Below are 23,165 nucleotides of genomic sequence, written 5' to 3' on the forward strand. Positions count from 1 at the left end.
GCTAAGCCCGCTACGACCGTCATGACATCCCTGGGGATTCAGAGTAGCTTTGCGGAGTGCTGACAATTTTGAATGCCGCGAAGCGGGTGTTGGTGGGCAGGCCGGTCCGGAACGATCGACTGTCCCACACCTTGTTGCCCAAACGCATTGCTTTGCCGATCTTCGCCTCGGACGCCTTGTCCTCGGTGGCTTACGCCCCGGATGAAATCCTGCTGACGCTGGCCCTTGCCGGGGTCAGCGCAGTAGCGTTTTCCCCGCTGGTGGGCCTCGCCGTCATGGTGGTCTTGCTCACAGTGGTGGCGTCCTACCGCCAAAATGTCCACGCTTACCCTTCAGGTGGCGGCGACTACGAAATCGCCAACGTCAACCTTGGCAAGTATGCGGGACTGACGGTGGCTTCGGCGCTGCTGGTGGACTATGTCCTGACCGTGGCGGTGTCCATGTCATCCGCCGCCGCCTATGTCACCACCGCCATCCCCTCGTTGCACGGCCAGCAAGCCCTCATCGCGACCGTGGGCGTGGTCATCCTGGCGTTGGTCAACCTGCGGGGAATCAAGGAAGCCGGCTCGGTTTTCGCCGTCCCCACCTATATCTTCATGGCCTCAATCCTGGGCATGACAGCCGTGGGCATTTTCCAGTTTGCTACAGGGCAGTTGGGAGAAGCGCAGTCAGCGAACTTCACCATCGTCCCGCAATCCGGCTTTGACGAAGGCCTGGTGGGCCTGGCCGGAGCTTTCCTCCTGCTGAGGGCGTTTTCCTCGGGCGCCGCAGCCTTGACCGGCGTCGAGGCCATCAGCAACGGCGTGCCCAACTTCCAGAAGCCCAAGAGCAAGAACGCAGCCACTACCTTGCTGCTGCTCGGTGCCATCGCGGCGGCGATGCTTGCCGGCATCCTTTTCCTGGCCAACGCCACCAAGGTCCACATTGTGTTGGACCCCGCCACCGAGTTCCTGGTTGATGGCAAGCCGCTGCCGGAGGGATACATCCAGAATCCTGCCATCAGCCAGATCGCGGACACCATTTTTGGTGCCGGCTCCATTCCGTTCTACATCGTGGTTGCTGCCACCGGCGTGATCCTGGTTTTCGCCTCCAACACGGCGTTCAACGGCTTTCCTGTACTTGGCTCCATCCTGGCGCAGGATGGCTATCTTCCCCGCCAACTCCGGACCCGCGGCGACAGGCTCGCGTTCAGCAACGGTGTCCTGGCCCTGGCTGCCGGAGCGCTGGTGCTGATTCTTTCCTTCAACGCAGATGTCACCAAGCTGATCCAGCTGTATATCGTCGGGGTCTTCATCTCCTTCACTGCCAGCCAGCTTGGCATGATCCGGCACTGGGGGCGCGAGCTCAAACTTGCCCGCGACAAGGCCATCCGCCGCCGCATCATCAAGTCCCGCACCATTAACATGGTGGGCTTCGGCATGACGGGTTTGGTGCTGGTGATCGTCCTGATCACCAAATTCGAACAGGGCGCCTGGATCGCGCTGCTCGCCATGTTCATCCTGTTCCTGATCATGTGGAGCATCAGGGCCCACTATGACAATGTGGCCAAGGAACTCGCGGTGGACGAAGACTCCTCACCACGGGCGCTTCCCACCAGGGTGCACGCTGTCCTTCTCGTCTCGCACGTGCGCAAGCCGGTGCTGCGCGCATTGGCGTACGCCCGCGCGTCACGGCCATCGCGCCTGGACGCCATCACCGTTGACATCAACTCCGAGGAGACGGAACACACGGTCCGGGACTGGGAGAAGCTTGAAATTCCGGTTCCACTGACCGTTCTCGCGAGCCCCTACCGTGAAACCGTGACCCCCATCATGGACTACATCAAGAACATGCGCCGCGATTCGCCCCGGGACCTGATCGTGGTCTACATCCCGGAGTACGTCGTGGGTAAATGGTGGGAACAACTGGTCCATAACCAGACAGCACTCAGAATCAAGACGCGGCTCCACTTTGAACCTGGAGTCATGGTTGCCAGCGTTCCGTGGCAGCTGAAGTCGTCCGAAGAAGCAAAGGCACTGCAGGATACCTAAATGACGTCCCACAGCAATTCCCCCCATGACCAGGACAGCAAGGAACAGGCAGGGCCCGGACCTGAACTCGTGGTGGACGTGGGCCCCATCGCCCACGGCGGCCACTTCATTGCGCGCCACGAAGGTCGTGTCATCTTTGTCCGCCACGGGATCCCCGGCGAGAAAGTCCGGATCCGGCTGACCGACTCCGGCGACTCGTCGCGCTTCTGGCGCGCCGACGTCGTCGAGGTCCTGGAGGCTTCGCCGGACCGCGTTCCGCACTTCTGGAAGCCGGCTGATTCCCTGGGTTCCTGGCGACGGGGCGGTCCTCCCGTGGGTGGCGCCGAACTGGGCCATATCTCGCTTCCGCGGCAGCGCGCACTTAAATCGGAGGTGCTGGCCGAACAGCTCAAGCGGCTGGCCGGTATGGACATCACCACCGAGGTGGAGGCGGTCGGCCGGAACGACGACGGCGGACTCGGCTGGCGTACGCGCGCCGGCTTTGCGGTGACCTCCAAAGGACGGTTGGGCATGCATGCGCACCGCTCCGATGTGGTGGTCCCCGTCAAGGAGATGCCGCTGGCTCTTCACGGAATCAACGAACTCCGGCTGTGGGATGTGGACTTGCCAGGCATCGCCCGCGTCGAAGTCGCGGTGCCTGCCAACGGGTCGCGGCCCCTGATCCTCCTTGCCCCGGAGGAGGGAACTGGCCCCAAGCGGCTGCACAGCATCATTTCGCAGTTGCCCCACGACGTCTCGGTCGCCAGTTTCGATCCCGGCAAGGGCGATGTCCTGCAGTTGCGGGGGCGGACGTGGGTGCAGGAAAGCGCGGCAGGTCACGAGTACCGGGTATCCGGCGAGGGTTTCTGGCAGATCCATAAGGACGCTCCGGAGACCCTGGTAGGTGCTGTGACAGAGTTCCTCTCCGGCGGGGGATACCTGCAACCTGGCTCCACCGTTGCAGACCTCTATGCCGGTGCAGGGCTGTTTACCGCCCCGCTGGCCGACGCCGTCGGGGTCACCGGATCGGTACTCTCGGTGGAAGGATCGCCCGGAACAAGCCGCGACGCCCGAAAGAACCTGCATGGCCAACCGCAGGTGGAGATCGTCCAGGGGCGGGTAGAGCGGGTGCTGCACCAGCGTCCACGCAGTTTCGATTCCCTGGTGCTGGATCCGCCCCGCGCCGGAGCCGGCAAAGCCGTGGTCAAGCAACTCATGGCCTCCGGACCCCGTGCGATCGCCTATGTGTCCTGCGATCCAGCCTCCTTTGCGCGTGATCTGGGTTACTTCCAGCAAGGTGGGTGGCGGCTCGAGTCGTTGCGGGCCTTTGACCTCTATCCCAACACCCACCACCTGGAGACCGTGGGACTTATCGTTCCTGCACAGTAAGCCCGGATGCCGCCCGCCTGCTGGATCAGTGCGGGCGGAACCGGCTTTGTCCGGGCACCTGCCCCTCCCGGGATTTATGCCACTACGATGGGCATAGTAGTCCCGCTCCGCTGGAAACACGGCGGCGGACCGGGATGACCAACAATGATGCCGCCCGGCTAAGTAAGGTCCGCCTAACTGGCTAGCGGCCAACCACGCGACAAAGATGAAACTGTTGCGAGAGGAGTCCTGCCATGAGCACTGTGGACAGCTTCGGTTCCAAAGGCGTACTGAATGTAGCCGGCACCGATTATGAAATTTTCCGGTTGAACTCCGTAGAGGGCGCTGACAGCCTTCCGTTCAGCCTTAAGGTATTGCTTGAAAACCTCCTGCGGACTGAGGATGGGGCCAACATTACGGCCGACCATGTCCGCGCCCTGGCCGGTTGGGATCCCAATGCGGAGCCCGACACGGAAATCCAGTTCACCCCGGCACGAGTCATCATGCAGGACTTCACCGGTGTTCCCTGCATCGTCGACCTCGCCACCATGCGCGAAGCCGTCAAGGAGCTCGGTGGGGATCCGAAGCGCGTCAACCCGCTGGCGCCCGCAGAAATGGTCATCGACCACTCCGTCCAGATCGACGCCTTCGGTAACTCCGGCGCACTGGAGCGCAACATGGAGATCGAATACCAGCGCAATGGTGAGCGCTACCAGTTCCTTCGCTGGGGCCAGACCGCGTTCAACGACTTCAAGGTCGTTCCCCCTGGAACCGGCATCGTCCACCAGGTCAACATCGAGTACTTGGCACGCACCGTCATGACCCGTGAGGTCGACGGAGTCCTCCGCGCCTACCCCGACACCTGCGTCGGTACGGACTCGCACACCACCATGGTCAACGGCCTGGGCATCCTGGGCTGGGGCGTTGGCGGCATCGAAGCCGAGGCAGCGATGCTCGGCCAGCCCGTCTCCATGCTGATTCCCCGCGTTGTAGGCTTCAAGCTCAACGGCAGCATCCCCGCAGGCGCCACCGCTACTGACGTCGTCCTGACCATCACCGAAATGCTGCGCAAGCACGGCGTCGTGGGCAAGTTCGTCGAGTTCTACGGCGAAGGCGTCGCAGCTGTGCCGCTGGCCAACCGCGCCACCATTGGCAACATGAGCCCGGAATTCGGTTCCACGGCTGCCATGTTCCCGATCGACGACGTCACTCTGGACTACCTGCGCCTGACCGGCCGCTCAGAAGAGAACGTCGCCCTCGTGGAGGCATACGCCAAGGAACAGGGCCTCTGGCACGATCCTTCCCGCGAACTCCGTTTCTCCGAGTTCCTGGAACTGGACCTGTCCACCGTGGTTCCGTCCATCTCGGGCCCCAAGCGTCCCCAGGACCGCATCGAGCTTACGGATGCCAAGGAACAGTTCCGCAAGGACATCCACAACTACGTCGCCATCGAGGACGGCAGTGTTGACGAGTCCTTGGACGAGTCCTTCCCGGCATCGGACGCACCGTCGTTTACGCACGCCGATTCGCACACCACGGAGACGGCGCGCGTAGCGTCGGCAGCCAATGGTGCGCATGGCCGTCCGTCCTCACCCGTCAAGGTCACCACCGCAGACGGCCGCGAGTTCGAACTGGACCACGGTGCGGTGTCGATCGCTTCGATCACATCCTGCACCAACACGTCCAACCCTTCCGTCATGCTTGCGGCTGCCCTCCTGGCCCGCAACGCCGTGGACAAGGGCCTGACGTCCAAGCCGTGGGTAAAGACCTCCGTTGCCCCGGGCTCGAAGGTCGTCACGGACTACTACGAGAAGTCCGGCCTCACGCCGTACCTGGAGAAGCTCGGCTTCTACATCGTTGGTTATGGCTGCGCCACCTGCATCGGTAACTCCGGGCCGTTGGAGCCGGAAATCTCCGAAGCCATCCAGGCCAACGACCTCTCCGTTACGGCAGTGCTCTCGGGCAACCGCAACTTCGAAGGCCGTATCAACCCGGACGTAAAGATGAACTACCTGGCTTCGCCGCCGCTGGTCATCGCCTACGCCCTGGCCGGTTCCATGGACTTCGACTTCGACACCGATTCCCTGGGTACCGACTCCGAGGGCAACGAGGTCTTCCTCAAGGACATCTGGCCGAACCCCACCGAGGTGCAGGAAGTCATCGACTCCTCCATCGACGAGGCCATGTTCGCCAAGGGTTACGAAGGCGTCTTCGACGGCGACGACCGTTGGAAGGCACTGGACACCCCTGCCGGTGACACCTTCGCCTGGGCCGAGGATTCCACGTACGTTCGGAAGCCCCCATACTTCGAGGGCATGAAGGCTCAGCCGGATCCCGTCCAGGACATCTCGGGCGCCCGCGTGCTCCTGAAGCTTGGCGACTCCGTCACCACGGACCACATCTCCCCGGCAGGTTCCTTCAAGTCGGACACCCCGGCTGGTCAGTACCTGCTGGCCAACGGTGTGGAGCGCAAGGACTTCAACTCCTACGGCTCACGCCGTGGCAACCACGAGGTCATGATCCGCGGTACGTTCGCCAACATCCGCATCAAGAACCAGCTCCTGGACGGTGTTGAGGGTGGCTTCACCCGCGACTTCAGCCAGGAAGGCGCACCGCAGGCCTACGTCTACGACGCAGCCCAGAACTACCAGGCGGCCGGCATTCCGCTGGTAGTGCTGGCAGGCAAGGAATATGGCTCCGGTTCGTCCCGCGACTGGGCAGCCAAGGGTACCGCGCTCCTGGGTGTCAAGGCTGTCATCGCCGAAAGCTACGAGCGCATCCACCGTTCCAACCTGATCGGCATGGGTGTCCTCCCGCTCCAGTTCCCCGCTGGCGAGTCGGCAGCAACGCTGGGCCTGACCGGAACGGAAACATTCGCCGTCGAGGGCGTCACCGAGCTGAACAACGGCACCACGCCGAAGACGCTCAAGGTCACAGCCACGGCCGAAGATGGTTCCGCCAAGTCCTTCGATGCCGTACTGCGTATCGATACCCCGGGCGAAGCGGACTACTACCGCAACGGAGGCATCCTGCAGTACGTCCTCCGCCAGATCTCCGCATAAGGAACACGCTGGTTTCCAGCTGATTCCGAGTGCCAGACAGCCCCGGCCGGTCGCCTGACCAGCCGGGGCTGTTGGCGTCCGGAACACACCCGTCCGCGAGCCGCCTGCGCGTGAAACGCGCAGAAGCCGGGCACGCGCTAAAGTTAACAAGCACGTCATACACCCTAAGGAGGGCCGTTGGGACTTTTGGAAGCCGTCAAGGATCCACAGGACCTGGCCAAACTGTCCGGCACCGAGCTGGAACAACTGGCCGGAGAAATCAGGGCATTCCTGATCACCAACGTAGCCGCCACAGGTGGACACCTGGGACCCAACCTGGGCGTTGTGGAACTGACGCTCGCTATCCACAGGATCTTTGAGTCCCCGCGGGACAGCATTGTTTTTGACACCGGTCACCAGTCCTACGTGCACAAGCTCCTCACCGGCCGGCAGGACTTCAGCACGCTCCGCCAGCAAGGCGGACTCTCGGGCTATCCGGAACGCGCCGAATCCGAACACGACATCGTGGAGAGCTCGCACGCTTCCTCGTCTCTGTCGTGGGCTGATGGTATTTCGCGCGCCCGCCAACTGACCGGCGAAGGTGACCGGTTCGTCGTCGCGGTGGTCGGTGACGGCGCGTTGACCGGCGGCATGACGTGGGAAGCCATCAACAACATCGCCGCGGACAAGCGGCGTCGGGTCGTCATCGTTGTCAACGACAACGGACGTTCCTACGCCCCGACTGTCGGTGGCTTTGCCGATTACCTGGCGTCCCTGCGCCCCACCATCGATTCGCTGCGGACAGCCCCGGCTTATGAGGGCATGCTCGATTGGTGGAAGAAGAGGCTGCAGAACGGCGGCCCGGCCGGCCAGTTCACCTATAAGAGCCTGCATGCAATGAAAAAGGGCATCAAGGACTGGTGGGCCCCCCAAGGCATGTTCGAAGACCTGGGCATGAAATACATCGGTCCTGTCGACGGGCACAACCTCCAGGCGATGGAACACGCGCTCAGCACGGCGAAGGCTTACGGTGGCCCTGTGATCGTGCACGCCATGACGGAGAAGGGCCACGGCTACGCGCCGGCCCTCGCCAACGAGGCTGACCAATTCCACGCGGTGGGCATCATCGACCCCGAAACGGGCGAATCCACTGAGATGCCCGGTGCCAGGTCCTGGACGTCGGTGTTCGCTGAGGAGATCGCGGACATTGCCGACGAACGCCCCGACATCGTGGGAATCACCGGTGCCATGCTCATTCCGGTGGGGCTGCACAAGTTCGCTGAGCGCCACCCTGAACGCGTCATCGACGTCGGCATCGCGGAGCAGCACGCACTGACTTCCGCCGCCGGCATGGCCTTTGGCGGTCTCCACCCCGTCGTGGCGGTGTACGCCACCTTCCTCAACCGGGCCTTCGACCAGCTCCTCATGGACGTGGCGCTGCACAAAGCCGGCGTCACCATCGTCCTGGACCGGGCTGGGGTCACCGGCCCGGACGGCCCCAGCCATCACGGCATGTGGGATATGGCAATGGTCCAGATCGTGCCCGGACTTCACTTGGCTGCTCCGCGCGACGCTTCCCGGCTCCGTGAGGAACTCCGCGAAGCCGTGGCCATAAACGACGCGCCCACCGTGGTCCGTTTCTCCAAGGGCAGCGTCGGTTCTGAAGTCGAGGCCATTGAGCGCCTGCATGACGGCGTGGACGTCCTGGCCCGACGACCCGAGGGTTCAACCGAGAACGACGTCCTGATCGTCAGCGTTGGCGCCATGTCGGAAATCGCTCTCGACGTCGCCGATCGCCTGGGAGCCCAAGGTATCAGTTCCACGGTGGTCGACCCCCGGTGGGTCCTGCCCGTCCGTAAGTCCATCATTGCCTTGGCCGCCCGCCACCGCTTGGTCATCTGTATTGAAGACGGTGTCCGGGCCGGGGGCGTCGGTTCCCGGATCAGGCAGGAAATGCGCGCCGCGGGCGTCGATACCGCCCTCAACGAGGTCGGCCTGCCTGTCGAGTTCCTGGTGCACGGATCGCGCAGTCAGGTCCTGGAGCGGGTAGGGCTCACTTCGCAGAAGATAACCCACGACGTCGTAGCCCAGGTTTTGGGGACAAAGGTCCCGTTTGCCCGGCCGTTGCCGGGCCAGGAGCACCCCACCACCGGAAGTATGCCCACCCTGTGAGTGGGGACCGCGGACCGGGCTCACTGCAGCCCGGCGACCTCGTGGTGTCGAGGAACCGGAAATGGAACGGCAAGGCCCACTGGGTGGTCCCGGGAACCTACCTGGGCGAGGACATCCACGGCTGGTGGGTCTTCCAAGGGGCTGGGGAATTCTGTTCCCGTCCGGGCGCGGCCTTCTATACGGCGTCGGACGCTGTCCTGCTCATCCCCCGCACGGGGGAGTACGTGGCGACCTTCTATGACGACAGCTACCCTGGCGATTTCCGGATCTACGTGGACCTCGCCACTGCCCATGGTTGGAATCAACTGAAACCGGGCGTGACCGAGTTTCATATGATCGACATGGACCTGGACGTCATCCGCTCCACCAAGCACGGCGTTTTCGTGGATGACGAAGACGAATTCGAACAGCATCGGACCGACATGGCGTACCCGGAAACCACGGTTGCGGCCATGCGGGCGGAATGCGCTGCCCTTTTCCAGGCAGTACAACAAATGGAAGCCCCCTTCGACATGGCCGGTGCCGGCAGCACCAGCGCAGAGTGGTTCAGGAAAGGACGAGCATGAGCGGCATTATCCGCGCGTACAAGCGCGACGACGACGGGGTTCTTCACTTCCGGGAAGCCTGGTACGACGACGAGGACCAGCAGTTCGTCATCAATCACGGAGTGGTCGGCCACCAGAGCAGCACCGATGAAACCGCCGTCGACGACGATTCCTCCGTGGAAGGTCTCATGGCGGCCTTTGCCGCGCAATGCGAAGAAGACGGCTATGCGGAAATTCCCGAATCCGAACAGTTCTGGGTGGTGGCACAGCTGGCCCTCAAGACCAAGGAGGGTACCGAGCGGGACCGCCACCTCGAACGAAAGGCCAAGACTGCGCTGACCGCCGAACTGGCGTGGCGGGGCCTTGGTGTGGTGGACCGTTCGGAAATCGGCAACTCCCGGCTGAACATCTTCTGCCTCTGCCCGGACGTCAACAAAGCCGTGAACGCCATCAAGATCTGTGTCCGCGGTGAAGACCTGGACTTCACCAAGCTCACCATCGCTGCTGCCCCGCACAGTGACCCGAGCGCTTTCAAGATTAAGCACTCGCCGAAGCAAGGTGTGGGCTTTACTCTCTAAGTAAGCACCATTGCGCCCAGAAGGGATCACTCCATGTCGTCCAAAAGCAATTGGCCCGGCCATACCCCCTTGCCCAAAGGCCTTGCGGCGCCGGCCAAACGTGCGCTGGCCCACGAGGGGATCGAGACACTGGAACAGCTGGCCGAATTCGGCGAGTTGAAGGCCACCAAACTCCATGGAATGGGACCCGTGGCCATTGCCCAGCTCGAGGACGCCATGGAGGAATCGGGAATCACGTACGGCCGGAGCTAAGGGGCAGGGTGTTTGTTGCCTGGGGTTACTAGCTGCTTGGATCACCGATATAGGCTGAACCCATGACTGAATACCGACGCCTTGGCCATTTCGGATTGACCGTGTCAGTAGTTGGGCTGGGCTGTAACAACCTCGGCCGCGCCAACACCCCCACGGAGTCACAGGAAGGCACGGACGCCGTGGTCCACGCCGCCCTCGACGCCGGGGTGACGTTCTTCGATGTTGCCGACGTGTACGGCCGTGAGCCTGGCCTGAGTGAGACCATGCTGGGCAGGGCTTTGAAGGGCCGCCGCGACGACGTCGTGATTGGCACCAAGTTCGGCATGGACATGGGCGGGGTCAACGGCAATGATTTCGGTGCCCGGGGCTCGCGCCGTTACATCGTGAAGGCCGTCGAGGCATCGCTTCGCCGCCTGGACACGGAGTGGATCGACCTCTACCAGTTCCACACTCCGGACCCCCGGACCCCCATCGACGAAACGTTGGCTGCTTTGGATGACCTGGTTTCCAGCGGCAAGGTCCGTTACATTGGCCATTCCAACTTTGCCGGCTGGCAGATCGCCCAGGCAGAGTATGTTGCCCGCCAAGCCGGCGGAACCCGCTTCATTTCCACGCAGAACCACTACAACCTGCTGGACCGGCGTGCTGAGCTCGAAGTCCTCCCCGCGGCCGGAGCTTTCTCCCTGGGTGTCCTGCCGTACTTCCCGTTGGCCAACGGGCTGCTCACCGGAAAGTACTCGGCGGGGAAGGCGCCCGAAGGCTCGCGGCTGAGCCACACCCGCACCAACCTGGTCCACGACGCGGACTGGGAGCAGCTGGGTCGCTTCGGCCAGTTCGCCAAGGAGCGGGACATCACCGAACTTCAGCTCGCATTCTCCTGGCTGGCCGCCCAGCCTGGTGTCAGCAGCGTCATCGCCGGGGCCACGCGTCCCGAGCAGATCCGCCAGAACGCCGAAGCCGTACGCTGGGTCCCCACTCAGGAAGACCGGACCGAACTGGACGACATCTTCCCGAAGGCCCCGAAGGTCGCCCTCTTCTAGCCCTCGCTCACGTCCCGCCCGCTATATTGCATCCCTCGCTCACAAAACAGCCCTAAAAGCAGAACGCTCCCTCACCTTAGTGAGAGAGCGTTCTGTTTTAAGCGGCGGGATGTGAGAGAGCGTTCTGGTCCAAGCCGCGGGAGGGAAGAGAGCCGGGCCGGGGGTTAGGCGGGGGCTGAAGCAACTCCCGGAGCAAGGAAGCGCTTGCCGTTGACTCGCTCCGAGGCGCCAACGCGGTCCAGGTACGGGGTGATCCCGCCCAGGAACATCGGCCAACCTGCGCCCATGATCACACAGAGGTCAATGTCCTCGGGGCCAGCGACGACACCTTCTGCCAGCATGAGTCCGATCTCTTCGGCCAAGGCGTCCTGGGTACGTCGCAGGACTTCTTCACCCGTGGACGGGGTGTTTCCAAAGGACATGATTGCGAGGGTCTCGGCTGGGATGGAGGGGGTTCCATCGGGGCCAGTGACCCACAGGGACTTCACGCCGTTGTCGATGAGCTTCTGCAGGTTCTGCGATACGGGGAAACGGTCGCCGAAGGCGGCATGCAGGGACTCCTGGACGTGCTGGGCCACTGGCAGGCCCACCATGGCGCTCAGGGTGAACGGTGACATGGGCAGGCCCATCGGCCGAAGCGCCGTGTCGGCCACCTCTGCCGGGGTTCCTTCGTCGAACGCCGCGATGACCTCGCCCATGAGGCGCAGGAGGATCCGGTTCACCACGAAAGCGGCAGCATCCTTGACCAGGACAGCGGTCTTCTTCAGCCCCTTGGCGAGTTCGAAAGCAGTGGCCAGGACGGCGTCGTCGGTCTTGGGTGCCCGCACGATCTCCAGGAGCGGCATCACGGCTACGGGGTTGAAGAAGTGGAAGCCCACCAGGCGCTCAGGGTGCTTCAGGTCTTCGGCCATGGCGGTCACGGACAGAGAAGACGTGTTCGTGGCGAGGATGCACTCGGGGGAGACGATCTCCTCCACCTCGGCGAAGACCTGCTTCTTGATGTGGAGTTCTTCGAAAACGGCTTCAATGACGAAGTCGGCGTCGGCGAAGGCTTCCTTGGAAACGGAGCCGGTCACCAGTGCCTTGGTCCTGTTGGCGGCGTCGGGCTTGATGCGCTTCTTGGCCAGCATCTTGTCGACCTCGGCGTGGACGTACGCCACGCCCTTGTCCACGCGGGTCTGGTCGATGTCGGTCATCACCACGGGCACCTTGAGCTGCCGGGCGAAGAGCAATGCGAGTTGGCTGGCCATCAGTCCGGCGCCGACCACGCCGATCTTGGTCACAGGACGAGCGAGCTTACGGTCCGGGGCACCGGCAGGACGCTTGGAGCGCTTCTGCACCAGATCCAGGAACGCGTACACCGTGGAACGGAACTCGTCGGTCTGCATGAGTCCGGCGAGTGTCTCACATTCGAGTGCGGCGGACTCGGCCTGCGTCATGGTGCGGTTGGCTTCCATGACGTCCAGGACCTTGGCCGGCGCGGGGGAGGCATTGGAGGTCTTCGCCTCGACGAAGGCACGTCCTGCTGCGACCGACGCCGCCCACCGGGTGGCAACGCTTTCTTCGGTGGCGTCCACCGAGTTTTTCCGCTCAGGCGTGACCTCGCCGGAGATAACGCGCGCCGCCCATGCCAGCGACTGTTCAACGAAGTCGGCAGGTTCGAAGATAGCGTCGGCAACTCCGAGCTCGAAGGCCTGAGGTCCGGTGAGCGTCTTGTTGTTGCTCAGGGGGTTCTCGATCATCACCTTGACGGCGTTCTCCGGACCGATGAGGCGCGGGAGGATGTACACGCCGCCCCAGCCGGGGACCAGTCCGATGAAGGCCTCAGGAAGGGCAAGGGCGCCAGCGCCGGTGGAGACTGTGCGGTAGGTGGACTGCAGTGCGATCTCGAGCCCGCCGCCCAAGGCGAGGCCGTTGATGAAGGCGAAGCTTGGAACGCCGAGGTCGGCGAGGGTGGCGTAGACGGCGTGGCCGAGCTGGGCCATCCATAGTCCATGCTCGCGCTCCTTCAGCGTCTTCACAGCTGAAAGGTCCGCACCTGCCACCAGGAAGTATGGCTTGCCGGTTACGCCCACGCCCACGATTTCGCCCTTGGATGCCCGATCCTTGAGGCCGTCCAGGACGCCGCCGAGCTCAACCAGTGTGTTGGGGCCCAAAGTGGTGGGCTTGGAGTGGTCCAACCCGTTGTCGAGGGTAATCAGGGCGAACGTTCCCACGCCGCCCGGGAGGTCGATGTCCTGGACGTAGGAATGTGTGACGACTTCGTCGGGGAAGAGGGCGGCGAGCTTCTGGAATTCGGCGGCGCTCATGCTGCGGCTCCTTCGGTGGTGGCAGTGGTGGCCTGGTCGGTGGCAAAAGATTCGTACTCGGCGTGGTGCGGGTTTTCCCAAATGACGGTGGCACCCATGCCCAGTCCGATGCACATGGTGGTGATGCCGTAGCGGACCGACGGGTCTTCCTCGAACTGGCGTGCGAGCTGGTTCATTAACCGAACGCCTGAGGAAGCCAGCGGATGGCCGACGGCGATCGCGCCACCGTAGCGGTTGACCCGGGGATCGTCGTCGGCAATGCCGAAGTGGTCAAGGAAACTCAGGACCTGGACGGCGAACGCTTCGTTGATTTCGAACAATCCGATGTCTTCGATGCCGAGGCCGGCGTTCCGGAGTGCTTTCTCCGTTGCGGGAACCGGGCCGATGCCCATGACTTCAGGCTCGACGCCGGCAAAGGCGTAGGATACGAGGCGCATCTTGACCGGGAGCCCCAGTTCTTCGGCCGCATCGGCCGAGGCGAGCACCGCGGCCGTGGCACCGTCGTTGAGCCCTGCGGCGTTGCCTGCGGTGACCCGCCCATGCGCGCGGAATGGTGTGCGGAGCCCTGCAAGGTCCTCAACCGTGGTCCCGGGGCGCGGGGGCTCGTCGGTGGTGTGGAGGGCCCAGCCCTGTCCGGGTTTCATGGTCGCGACGGGTACCAGGTCGTGCTGGATTTGGCCGTTGGAGTAGGCGGCTGCGAGCTTCGCCTGGGATCCGGCGGCGTAGGCGTCGGTCCGCTCCTTGGTAATGGCGGGGAAGCGGTCGTGCAGGTTCTCGGCAGTGTTTCCCATGTTCAGGGCCGCCGGGTCCACGAGGCGTTCGGACATGAACCGCGGATTGGGGTCTGCCCCAGCCCCCATGGGGTGGTTTCCCATGTGTTCTACGCCGCCTGCGATGACGACGTCGTAGGCACCGAAGCCGATGCCACTCGCCGTCGTCGTGACTGCTGTCATGGCTCCCGCGCACATGCGGTCGATCGCAAAACCGGGAACTGTGCGGGGGAGTCCGGCCAGCAGGGCGGCAGTGCGGCCGATGGTAAGTCCCTGGTCCCCGGTCTGGGTGGTTGCCGCTATGGCGACCTCGTCCACACGGTCGGCTGGCAACGACGGATTGCGCCGCATCAGTTCACGGATGCATTTCACCACGAGGTCATCGGCGCGGGTTCCTGCATAGATGCCCTTGTCCCCGGCCTTGCCGAAGGGGGTGCGGACTCCGTCGACGAAAACGACGTCGCGGATGTTCCTCTGGGCGCTGCGTGCTGGACTCATGTATTAACTCCTCGTTGAGACATGGCGCCGGAGCCCGCGCTGCGGGTATCCGGTTGGCATTGATGGCAATGTTACTCGTGGGTAACTTAGCTTGCAAGACTGCTCGAAGAAAGGTCCTAAAACGAAAGGCCCGCCACCCGAACGGTGGTTCGGGTGGCGGGCCTTTCAGCGGCACGATCAGCTGGCGTCCTTAGGTTTTGATTCCTTGGCTGGAAGCGGATCCGGATTCAAGCACGCGGCGGTAAGGATCGGGGCGGTCAAGGAGATTTGCCACTCCCTTGCGCCAAGGGTCCGCAACTCAGAGGAGACCGATTCGAGCGAAACGTCCGCCGGTGGACGCCAGGTGATCCGGCGCAGGTAGTCGGGGGTCAGGAGGTTCTCGACAGGAAGATTGAGTTCCTCTGCCAGGGCCTGCAGTGCGGGCCGCGCGGTAGCCAAGCGTGCGGCCGCCTCGGGATCCCGGTCCACCCACACCCTGGGGGGCGGGGGTGCGTTGGTGGGCAGGTGCAGGGGAGGGAGGTCCGTGAGGGTCCTGGCGGTGGTGATGCACCGCAGCCAGCGGGGTGCCTCGCGTTGGGCGGAGCGGCCATGGAATCCCTTGGTGGCAAGCAGTTGGGGGACGGTGGTGGGCATGGCCTTGGCGGCGGCCACGAGGGCGGAGTCAGGGATCAGCCGGCCGGGTGCGACGTCGCGCTTGCGGGCCAGCTGGTCGCGTTCCAGCCAGAGTTCACGGACTGCGGCCAGTTGGCGGCGGTCGCGGATCTGGTGGAGGCCGGAGGTCTTGCGCCATGGGTCGACCCGCGGCGGGGAAATACCGGCAGCGAGGATCCCGGCGAATTCCTGTTCGGCGTACTCAAGCTTGCCGTCCGCTTCGAGGAGTTCGATCAGTTCTTCGCGGAGTTCGGCGAGGACCTCGACGTCCAGGGCGGCGTATCGCAGCCACGGTTCGGGCAAGGGGCGGGTGGACCAGTCAGCAGCGGAGTGCTCCTTGGCGAGGCCGAACCCGAGGAGTTGCTCGATCACTGCGGCGAGCCCGACGCGGGGGAGGCCTGCCAGGCGGGCAGCCAGTTCTGTGTCAAAAAGTTTGTCAGGCCACATGCCCAGCTCAGACAGGCAGGGCAGGTCCTGGGTGGCAGCGTGCAGGATCCATTCGACGCCCCGGAGTGCGTCGTTGATGATCGCCAGGTCGTCAAAGGGCTCGGGGTCGATCAGCCAGGTACCGGCGCCTTCACGCCGGATCTGGACCAGGAAGGCGCGCTGGCCGTAGCGGAAGCCTGAGGCGCGCTCCGCGTCGACTCCTGCCGGTCCAGTGCCCGCGGCGATTGCAGCGGCGCACCGCTCCAATCCCGCCGGGGTGTCGATGACCAGGGGCACGCCTTCGCGCGGGGTGTCAAGATCAATGATTTCGGGGACGTGGCTGTCGAAGCCGTCGACCTTGATGTGGGTGGTGGTTTCAGCAGCCGGATCGCCGGCTGTGGTGTTTTCCGGATTTTCAGGGGTCATGGTGGCTTAAGCTTACCGATTCCCGTCACAACGGTATGCTTCGCGGGCGCCGGTGAGGTGGCCAGTGGAATGTTCCGGGGTCAATTGAGCCTCCTGTTGGGTAGTCCGGTAACCCCTGGGGGCAGGGGCGGCAGTCCCGCGAAGGTGCAGACCATGTCGGACCAGGCTTCCAGATGGGCCTGGACGTCGGCGCTGGCCGGCGTCCAGGAGGCGCGGAGTTCGATATCGATGGTGTCCGGTCGTTCTGCCAAGGTGCCAAAGCTCTCGGAAAGAATCCTGGTGGCCGTGCCTCCGGCCGCACGATGGGGAGCCGCATGGTTCTCGAGCGCATCCACCAGCCACGTCCACGCTACGGAGCCCAGCATGGCATCATTGCCCATTTCGGCGTCCATTTGGGCCCGGATGTACGTGACAATGCGGAACTCGCCCTCCCAGACTGCGGACCCGTCGGGGTCGTGCAGGAGGATGAAGCGGCCCGTGGCGAGCTCGTCGTCGTCCGTGGACGGACTGTTGGCGTGGCTTTGGGCGAAGGCTTTGGCGGCTGGCCCGTGGACTGGAACCTGGCGGGTGGCTGCGGTGGGACTGAACACTTCCGCGCCCAAGGCCACGGCATAGGGCGCCAGCCGGGCCGGCGCAGGGATCTCCTCAAGCCGCAATTCGCTGCGGCATTGTGCTTTGCGTAGCGTTCCCAGGGCGAAGAGAAAATCCGCGGGAACCTGTGCGAGGGCGTTCACCCTCGCAGATTATGCGTCCGGGGCGGCGATTCTGTGCAGGCTCGCCGCCCCGAAGCGCAAGGGTTACTTGGACCCAAGCTCGCGCCGGATTCCTTCAACAAAGGCATCGATGTCCTCTGGCGTGGTGTCGAAGGAGCACATCCACCGGACTTCGCGCCGGGCGGCGTCCCAGTCATAAAACGCGAATGACTTCCGAAGCCGGTCGGCTACGCCCTCGGGGAGGATGGCGAAGACCCCGTTGGACTGCGTCGCCTGGGTGGGGTCAACGCCGTCGATCTCTTCCACGGCGGCGCGGAGGCGGGCCGCCATGGCATTGGCGTGTTCAGCGGAGCGCAGCCAGAGTCCATCTTCGAGCAAGGCGATGAACTGGGCGGAGATGAACCGCATCTTGGATGCGAGTTGCATGTTCATCTTGCGCAGGAACTTCAGGCCGTCCGCTGCCTCGGGGTTCAATGCCACCACGACCTCACCGAAGAGCAGCCCGTTCTTGGTGCCGCCAAAGGAGAGGATGTCCACGCCGGCGTCGCGGGTGAATGCGCGCAGGGGCACCCCAAGGTGGGCCGCTGCGTTGGCCAGCCGGGCTCCATCCATATGCAATTTCATGCCCTTGGAGTGGGCGTGGTCGGCAATGGCGCGTACTTCCTCGGGCGTATAGCAGGTACCCAGCTCAGTGGTTTGGGTGATGGAGACGACCAGGGGCTGGGCGCGGTGCTCATCGCCCCAGCCCCATGCTTCGCGGTCAATCAGCTCAGGAGTGAGCTTGCCGTCGTCCGTAGGCACCTGAAGGAGCTTGATTCCACCGATGCGCTCCGGCGCCCCATTCTCATCCATGTTGATGTGCGCGGTGGATGCACAGATAACAGCGCCCCACCGTGGGAGCAGGGACTGCAGGGACAGGACGTTGGCGCCCGTGCCGTTGAACACGGGGAAGCTCTCGATACCGGTCCCGAACTGCTGCTCCAGGACCTCCTGGAGCCTGGCCGTGTACACGTCCTCGCCGTAGGAAACCTGGTGTCCTCCATTGGCGGCGGCCAAGGCAGCAAGAATTTCGGGGTGCACGCCGGAATAGTTATCCGATGCAAATCCACGGACCGCCGGATCGTGCAGTTGTACCGGCCCGGCCGTGCCGGGCGCGCTGAGGATTGCCTCTGTTGTGCTTGTCACTGGTTCGTTCACGCTTTCAAGTCTATTTGGCCAGCAGGATGCGCTGGCCGTTCAGTTCGCTGGCAGCTTGTCCAAAAAGGCCGACGGCGGCAGCAGCCAGGTCTTCGACGTCCGTGTACCCGGGGAATCGCCGTTCGGGATGCGCCTCCCGCATGCCGGCGTCGACGAGGGCCTTCACCACGAAGACCACCGCGGCGCTGTGTTGCTCGGTGGGAGCGTCCTTGTTGCCCGACTGTTCGCGGCGGAAACCATCGGCTACCGCCAGGGTCCAGGCTTCCGCTGCAGCTTTCGCGGCAGCGTAGCTGGCGGCTGAAGCGGTTGGGGCCGAGGCGCTTGTGGATGACACCATTGCAAGCCGTCCGTGCGCAGATGCTTCGAGTTGGCCGTAGAAGACCCTGGAGACGTTGCGCAGGGTCGTGACGGCATTGCGTTCCATCGTGTCCCAGTCGTCGTCGCTTTGATCCTCGATACCCTTTGCGCCGCGCCAACCGCCGACGAGGTGGATCACTCCGTCGACGCCCCCAATGTGCAGCTTTTCGAGATCGGAGTTCAGTTCGCGAACCGCCTCAAGGCTGGCGAGGTCGCACACCAAGGGGGTGACGTCCTGGCCGGTTTCAGCCGCGGCGGCCTTGATGCGGGCTTCATCCGATCCCACCGTGATGACACGGTGCCCTGCTGCAGCCAGCGCACGGGCGGCGGCAACGCCCGAAGCGCTGCTGCCGCCCGTCACCAAAATGGTCAATGCGGTCATCAGGCCGCCGTCGAACCGGTGATGCCGGTGGTGGATTCGATCACGGGGCGCATTTTCTTCTCCAGTGCTTCGTAGAACATGGACAGCGGGAATTCATCGTCCAGGACCTGGTCCGTGAGGCCACGCGGCGGTCCATCCAGGGGAAGGGCGTCCGGGCCCTTCGCCCAAACGGACGCCGGGTGCGGGGTCACGGTGCTCGAAATGAGCTCGTAAGCGGCCAGCCAGTGCGCTGCCTTGGGACGGTCAATGGAACGCCAGTATAGTTCCTCGATCTGTGCGCCAAGCTCCACTACGACGGCGGCTGCTTCGTCCCAGTCAATGCTGAGCTTGCTGTCCGTCCAGTGCAGGACCCGGTGCTGGTGCATCCAGGCAAACAGGAGCTGGCCGCCGAGTCCGTCGTAATTGCGTACACGGCTGCCGGTGATGGCGAAGCGGAAGATCCGGTCGAAAATCACGGCGTACTGGACAAGCTTTGCGTGCTTGCGGGCATCGGGATCGGCGGTCTCGTCCTTTTCTATGCGGACGGATTCCCGGAACGCGGTGAGGTCGCAGCGCAGTTCCTCGAGCGAGTAGAGGAAGAAAGGCATCCGCTGCTTGATCATGAACGGGTCGAAGGGCAGGTCGCCGCGCATGTGCGTGCGGTCGTGGATCAGGTCCCACATCACGAACGTCCGCTGGGTGAGCTCCTGGTCGGAGATCAGCTGGGCTGCGTCAGCCGGCAATTCCAGGGACGTGGTCTCGGCAGCGGCTTTGAGCACGCGGCGGAAGCGGGCGGCCTCGCGGTCGGCGAAAATGGCCCCCCATGTGAAGGTGGGCGTCTCGCGGACGGCGACGGTCTCGGGGAAGAGGACCGCCGAGTTGGTGTCGTAGCCCGGGGTGAAGTCCACGAAGCGGATGGGGACGAAGAGCTTGTTCGAGTAGTCGCCTGCTTCCAGGCCACCAATGAACTCCGGCCAAATGACCTCGATCAGGACTGCTTCGACCAGCCGGTTGGTGCTGCCGTTCTGCGTGTACATGGGGAAGACCACCAGGTGCTGCAGGCCGTCAACGCGCTGCTCCTGCGGCTGGAAGGCCTGGAGTGAGTCCAGGAAGTCCGGTACGCCGAAACCTTCGGCTGCCCACCGGCCGAAGTCTTCGACCAGCAGTTGGAGGTATCGGGCGTCATGGGGAAAGTGTGGGGCCAGTGCGGTGATGGCCTCCGAGATCGTGGCTACGAGGCGGCCGGCTTCGCCGTGGGCTGCAGGATCGGCAATGGAGCCGTCCTGTTCCTGGTGCGCCTGCAGGGCGGTGGCCGCAGCCTTGAGTGAAGTCCACTCGGCGTTGTCGGCGGTGACACGCGGGAGGGTGGGGGTGGCGGTAATCGTCATGGAACTCGGCCCTTTCGAAGTAGTAATTGCTTCTGGGCCGAGCGTAGCAAGCGAAAAGTATTGCTAATTCAAAAATGGGCTGAGCGTAAGAAACTCTTGGTCATGGCATCAGTGAAAGGCATTTGAGATCAAGGACACAACAGTTGAAACCGGCCAGTGAAGTTCCGGACGGACCGCCGCGGCGATCCGTCCGGAGCCCGGTCAGCTCTCTTCCGGATTTACCAGGCGGAGCGAGATGGAGTTGATGCAGAAGCGCTGGTCCGTAGGGGTGTCGTAACCCTCGCCATCGAAAACGTGCCCCAAATGGGAATCGCACGTGGCGCAGCGTACTTCCACCCGGTCCATCCCCATGGTCCGATCATGGAGATACCGGACAGTGCCCTCAGCCAACGGGGCCCAGAAGGACGGCCAGCCACAGTGGGAATCGAACTTTTCCTTGCTGGTAAACAACTGGCTGCCACACGCCCGGCACTGATAGACGCCTTCGGTATGCGTATCCCAGTACTCGCCGGTGTAGGGGCGTTCGGTACCTGCCTGCCGCAGGACCCGGAATTCCTCCGGCGTCAACTCCTCACGCCACTGGGCGTCGGTCTTCTCCACGGCCGCAGATGATGTCTTGCTGGTGTTCTCAGGAGTGTTCATGTCTTCTCCAACGCTCACGAGTCGCCGATAAATCCCGAACCTGCGTACAGGTGCAATACGGGGAGGCCCAGCTGATCCTGTGCTTTGTTGGCCCAGTCCGTGTGGAAGGTGTCCGCAATGGCATGCGGACGCGTCACGACAACGGCCTGGGCAGCGTTCACCGAACGCACCTTCGACACCAAGCCGGCCACGGCATCGCCGTCGACTACCTCCCCGGTCACGCCACCGCCCAAGCCGGCCAAGGCCGCCAGAGAGGCCGCTAATGTCTCCGAAGCCTCCGCCCGCTCCACCTCGGGGTCAGGCGACTGCGCAGTGAGGTCGCGGAACGCCTTGGCGATATCAAGCAACGAGAGGTTCTCCAGGAAGTCCACCAGGAGATGCCGTTCGGTATTGGAAGGGACCAAGACAACCAATGGCGAGTCACCGCCGTCGAGCAGTTTGGAAATATTTACACGGTCTTCGGGGCCAAGGGGCTCTTCCGTCAGGATGACTATGGGATCGCTCATGGCTACAGCGTAGTCCCGGGCAACCTGACCCGCAGGCTTTCGGCGCCCAACATCCCGAACAGGACGCCGCGCGGTCCTTGCCTGCACTGGACGGTGCCCTGAAAAGGCAACAATGGAACCATGGCATCGACATCCCGGTCAGCGAGCGACGCTGCAGAGAAGAAACTGTCCCCCCGCACCAAATGGGCCATTGGCGGCTTCCTGGCAGGCGGGACCGTTGCTGGCTTGCTGGGGGCAGGCTCCTCGGCGCTCGCCGTCTACTTTGCCCGTCGAGTCATTACCCCCGCAGCCCGTCACGAAGACCAGGAAGTCCTGGCCGTCATCCGCGGTGACGACGGGCCCCAAGTCATCCTTGCGGCCACCCCGGACAGCATTATCGACGGCACCTACAGCCTCTTCTTTTCAGGGGGTGCAGGGCACGCGAGGATTGGGCGGATCGTCTCGTATTCGCCCGCCGAACAAACCGTGCTGCGGGAAGTCGAGGAAGTCTACAGCGGCGAGCTTTCCGAAGCCCGCCGGGCCTGGTGGAGCGGTGCTACCTATCCGGACCCGGCTGCGATGGGCCTGGAGGCCGAAAATGTGGACATAGGGATCGACGGCGGCAAGGCGCCTGCGTGGTTGATCCGCGCCGAAGCCTCGGCGCCGGCACCGGTCTGGGCCATCATGGTCCACGGCAGGGGTGCCACCCGCATTGAAGGACTTCGTGCGGTGCCCGTTGCACGGGAACTTGGAATGGACAGCCTGGTGATTTCCTATCGAAACGACGGGCTTGCTCCCTCGGCGCTGGACGGACGGTATGGCCTGGGATCCACGGAATGGCGCGATGTGGAGGCCGCCATCGACTATGCCCTGGAGAACGGCGCACGTGAAATTGTTTTGTTCGGCTGGTCCATGGGCGGTGCCATCAGCCTGCAAACCGCGGATCTGTCCAAGCATCGCCTGGCTATCCGGGCGATGGTGCTGGATGCACCGGTCATCAATTGGGTTAATGTGATGGCCCACCACGCCGAGATGAACAGGATCCCCTACAGCGTGGGACGTTACGGCCAGATGATGTTGACCCACCCCCTGGGCCGCCGGCTCACTGGACTGGCGGCCCCGGTGGACCTGAAAGCGATGGACTGGGAGGCACGCGCCGTTGAGCTGCGCACGCCCACCCTGCTCATCCACAGCGTCGACGACGACTACGTTCCCTTCGGACCATCAGCCAGCCTTGCCGAGAAGAACCCGGAAATGGTCACCTTCGAGCCTTTTGACGGTGCCAGGCACACCAAGGAGTGGAACGTTGATCCCGAACGCTGGGAGCGCCTGGTCCGGTCCTGGCTGCGACGGCAACTGGCACCCCGGAACAACCCCGGCCGGAGCGGTTCAACAGGGCACGGCTCCGTTCCAGGGCCGGTCGACTGAACCCGGCTACTTGCCCGTGCCGATCGATGCGGTAATGGCCTGGGTCAGGCTGACCAGGTCAGCGGGTGAAAGCTCGATGCCCAAACCCCTTCGGCCCCCTGAAACCAGGATGGTCTCGAAAGCCAAGGCTGAGTCGTCAAGGACAGTGGGGGAGGGCTGGCGCTGCCCCAGCGGCGAAATGCCGCCGAGAACGTAGCCTGTGCGGCGTTCGGCCGCTTTGGGGTCCGCCATTGCTGCCTTCTTGGAGCCCAGGGAGGCGGCTACGGACTTCAGGTCAAGGTTTCCGGACACCGGGACAATGGCGACCGCCAAACGCCCCTCGACCTCCACCATGAGAGTTTTGAAGACACGTGCGGGATCGATCCCCAAGACTTCGGCCGCTTCCAGTCCATAACTGGAGGCGGACGGATCATGGGCGTACGGGTGCAGGACAAAAGGAACGCCGGCCGCAGCAAGCGCTGCAGTGGCCGGCGTCCCCTGTGAAGCCATTTTCTTGGCCATACCGTGTG

At 63.7% G+C, this 23,165-nt stretch carries 19 protein-coding genes; 9 read left to right on the forward strand and 10 right to left on the reverse strand.

Going from position 1 to position 23,165, the window contains the following annotated elements:
* Positions 1-56: 56 nt before the first annotated feature.
* The 8 genes from QRM57_RS16095 (at position 57) to QRM57_RS16130 (ending at position 11,005) form a co-directional block, all read left to right on the forward strand.
* Positions 57-2,030 carry an APC family permease gene (locus QRM57_RS16095; protein ID WP_284987288.1) on the forward strand — a complete coding sequence of 658 codons (1,974 nt, stop codon included), beginning with the start codon at positions 57-59 and terminating at the stop codon, positions 2,028-2,030.
* Positions 2,031-3,398 (forward strand): class I SAM-dependent RNA methyltransferase, encoded by a 1,368-nt coding sequence (locus tag QRM57_RS16100; protein ID WP_284987289.1) that lies wholly within the window; start codon positions 2,031-2,033, stop codon positions 3,396-3,398.
* A gap of 233 nt (positions 3,399-3,631) precedes the next feature.
* Complete coding sequence (gene acnA / locus QRM57_RS16105) at positions 3,632-6,439, forward strand: aconitate hydratase AcnA (protein WP_284987290.1); 2,808 nt, start codon at positions 3,632-3,634, stop codon at positions 6,437-6,439.
* A 177-nt stretch (positions 6,440-6,616) separates the two neighbouring features.
* Positions 6,617-8,590 carry a 1-deoxy-D-xylulose-5-phosphate synthase gene (dxs, locus tag QRM57_RS16110; protein ID WP_284987291.1) on the forward strand — a complete coding sequence of 658 codons (1,974 nt, stop codon included), beginning with the start codon at positions 6,617-6,619 and terminating at the stop codon, positions 8,588-8,590.
* The gene (locus QRM57_RS16115; protein WP_235520504.1) at positions 8,587-9,156 is read left to right on the forward strand and encodes a DUF402 domain-containing protein; all 570 of its coding nucleotides are present in this window, start codon (positions 8,587-8,589) and stop codon (positions 9,154-9,156) included. Before dxs ends, QRM57_RS16115 begins: the two co-directional genes overlap by 4 nt.
* Complete coding sequence (locus tag QRM57_RS16120; RefSeq protein ID WP_257368368.1) at positions 9,153-9,713, forward strand: hypothetical protein; 561 nt, start codon at positions 9,153-9,155, stop codon at positions 9,711-9,713. Before QRM57_RS16115 ends, QRM57_RS16120 begins: the two co-directional genes overlap by 4 nt.
* A 33-nt stretch (positions 9,714-9,746) precedes the next feature.
* Positions 9,747-9,965 (forward strand): helix-hairpin-helix domain-containing protein, encoded by a 219-nt coding sequence (locus QRM57_RS16125; RefSeq protein WP_211714092.1) that lies wholly within the window; start codon positions 9,747-9,749, stop codon positions 9,963-9,965.
* Between the two features lie 62 nt (positions 9,966-10,027).
* On the forward strand, positions 10,028-11,005 hold the full coding sequence (locus QRM57_RS16130; protein WP_284987293.1) for an aldo/keto reductase: 978 nt from the start codon (positions 10,028-10,030) through the stop codon (positions 11,003-11,005).
* Positions 11,006-11,169: 164 nt separating this feature from the next.
* Here QRM57_RS16130 and QRM57_RS16135 read toward each other — a convergent pair whose 3' ends face one another.
* The 9 genes from QRM57_RS16135 to QRM57_RS16175 form a co-directional block, all read right to left on the reverse strand.
* On the reverse strand, positions 11,170-13,314 hold the full coding sequence (locus QRM57_RS16135; RefSeq protein ID WP_284987294.1) for a 3-hydroxyacyl-CoA dehydrogenase NAD-binding domain-containing protein: 2,145 nt from the start codon (positions 13,312-13,314) through the stop codon (positions 11,170-11,172).
* Positions 13,311-14,582, reverse strand: a complete 1,272-nt coding sequence (locus QRM57_RS16140) for a thiolase family protein (RefSeq protein WP_257368365.1) — start codon at positions 14,580-14,582, stop codon at positions 13,311-13,313. Before QRM57_RS16140 ends, QRM57_RS16135 begins: the two co-directional genes overlap by 4 nt.
* 177 nt (positions 14,583-14,759) lie before the next feature.
* The gene (locus QRM57_RS16145) at positions 14,760-16,085 is read right to left on the reverse strand and encodes an HRDC domain-containing protein (protein WP_257368363.1); all 1,326 of its coding nucleotides are present in this window, start codon (positions 16,083-16,085) and stop codon (positions 14,760-14,762) included.
* Between the two features lie 80 nt (positions 16,086-16,165).
* The gene (locus tag QRM57_RS16150; protein WP_284987295.1) at positions 16,166-16,819 is read right to left on the reverse strand and encodes a DUF3000 domain-containing protein; all 654 of its coding nucleotides are present in this window, start codon (positions 16,817-16,819) and stop codon (positions 16,166-16,168) included.
* A 63-nt stretch (positions 16,820-16,882) separates the two neighbouring features.
* Positions 16,883-17,995, reverse strand: a complete 1,113-nt coding sequence (locus tag QRM57_RS16155; RefSeq protein ID WP_502868657.1) for a threonine aldolase family protein — start codon at positions 17,993-17,995, stop codon at positions 16,883-16,885.
* Between the two features lie 10 nt (positions 17,996-18,005).
* Entirely contained in the window at positions 18,006-18,734 is a 729-nt protein-coding gene (locus QRM57_RS16160) for an SDR family NAD(P)-dependent oxidoreductase (RefSeq protein WP_284987296.1), read from the reverse strand.
* Positions 18,734-20,101, reverse strand: coding sequence for a DUF6421 family protein (locus QRM57_RS16165; RefSeq protein ID WP_257368357.1), 1,368 nt, complete (start codon positions 20,099-20,101; stop codon positions 18,734-18,736). Before QRM57_RS16165 ends, QRM57_RS16160 begins: the two co-directional genes overlap by 1 nt.
* A gap of 201 nt (positions 20,102-20,302) precedes the next feature.
* A complete protein-coding gene (gene msrB, locus QRM57_RS16170; RefSeq protein ID WP_257368355.1) occupies positions 20,303-20,743 on the reverse strand; it encodes a peptide-methionine (R)-S-oxide reductase MsrB in 441 nt (146 codons plus the stop codon).
* Between the two features lie 14 nt (positions 20,744-20,757).
* Positions 20,758-21,249, reverse strand: coding sequence for a hypothetical protein (locus QRM57_RS16175; protein ID WP_284987297.1), 492 nt, complete (start codon positions 21,247-21,249; stop codon positions 20,758-20,760).
* A 120-nt stretch (positions 21,250-21,369) separates the two neighbouring features.
* On the opposite strand from QRM57_RS16175, the gene QRM57_RS16180 reads away from it, so the two are divergent.
* Positions 21,370-22,656, forward strand: a complete 1,287-nt coding sequence (locus QRM57_RS16180; RefSeq protein ID WP_257368352.1) for an alpha/beta hydrolase family protein — start codon at positions 21,370-21,372, stop codon at positions 22,654-22,656.
* Positions 22,657-22,662: 6 nt separating this feature from the next.
* On the opposite strand, the gene ybaK is transcribed toward QRM57_RS16180, so the two are convergent.
* Positions 22,663-23,157, reverse strand: a complete 495-nt coding sequence (gene ybaK, locus QRM57_RS16185; protein ID WP_284987299.1) for a Cys-tRNA(Pro) deacylase — start codon at positions 23,155-23,157, stop codon at positions 22,663-22,665.
* Positions 23,158-23,165: the final 8 nt, after the last annotated feature.

This window comes from Arthrobacter sp. fls2-241-R2A-172 (genome assembly GCF_030208885.1).
Lineage (GTDB): Bacteria > Actinomycetota > Actinomycetes > Actinomycetales > Micrococcaceae > Arthrobacter.

Excerpts from the sequence above, each read along its gene's own strand:
- QRM57_RS16135 (WP_284987294.1), bottom strand. The coding sequence starts at position 13,314 with ATGAGCGCCGCCGAATTCCAGAAGCTCGCCGCCCTCTTCCCCGACGAA.
- QRM57_RS16125 (WP_211714092.1), top strand. The coding sequence starts at position 9,747 with ATGTCGTCCAAAAGCAATTGGCCCGGCCATACCCCCTTGCCCAAAGGC.
- QRM57_RS16175 (WP_284987297.1), bottom strand. The coding sequence starts at position 21,249 with ATGAGCGATCCCATAGTCATCCTGACGGAAGAGCCCCTTGGCCCCGAA.
- ybaK (WP_284987299.1), bottom strand. The coding sequence starts at position 23,157 with ATGGCCAAGAAAATGGCTTCACAGGGGACGCCGGCCACTGCAGCGCTT.
- QRM57_RS16140 (WP_257368365.1), bottom strand. The coding sequence starts at position 14,582 with ATGAGTCCAGCACGCAGCGCCCAGAGGAACATCCGCGACGTCGTTTTC.
- QRM57_RS16120 (WP_257368368.1), top strand. The coding sequence starts at position 9,153 with ATGAGCGGCATTATCCGCGCGTACAAGCGCGACGACGACGGGGTTCTT.
- QRM57_RS16165 (WP_257368357.1), bottom strand. The coding sequence starts at position 20,101 with ATGACGATTACCGCCACCCCCACCCTCCCGCGTGTCACCGCCGACAAC.
- QRM57_RS16145 (WP_257368363.1), bottom strand. The coding sequence starts at position 16,085 with ATGACCCCTGAAAATCCGGAAAACACCACAGCCGGCGATCCGGCTGCT.
- QRM57_RS16180 (WP_257368352.1), top strand. The coding sequence starts at position 21,370 with ATGGCATCGACATCCCGGTCAGCGAGCGACGCTGCAGAGAAGAAACTG.
- QRM57_RS16160 (WP_284987296.1), bottom strand. The coding sequence starts at position 18,734 with ATGACCGCATTGACCATTTTGGTGACGGGCGGCAGCAGCGCTTCGGGC.
- QRM57_RS16130 (WP_284987293.1), top strand. The coding sequence starts at position 10,028 with ATGACTGAATACCGACGCCTTGGCCATTTCGGATTGACCGTGTCAGTA.
- acnA (WP_284987290.1), top strand. The coding sequence starts at position 3,632 with ATGAGCACTGTGGACAGCTTCGGTTCCAAAGGCGTACTGAATGTAGCC.
- msrB (WP_257368355.1), bottom strand. The coding sequence starts at position 20,743 with ATGAACACTCCTGAGAACACCAGCAAGACATCATCTGCGGCCGTGGAG.
- QRM57_RS16100 (WP_284987289.1), top strand. The coding sequence starts at position 2,031 with ATGACGTCCCACAGCAATTCCCCCCATGACCAGGACAGCAAGGAACAG.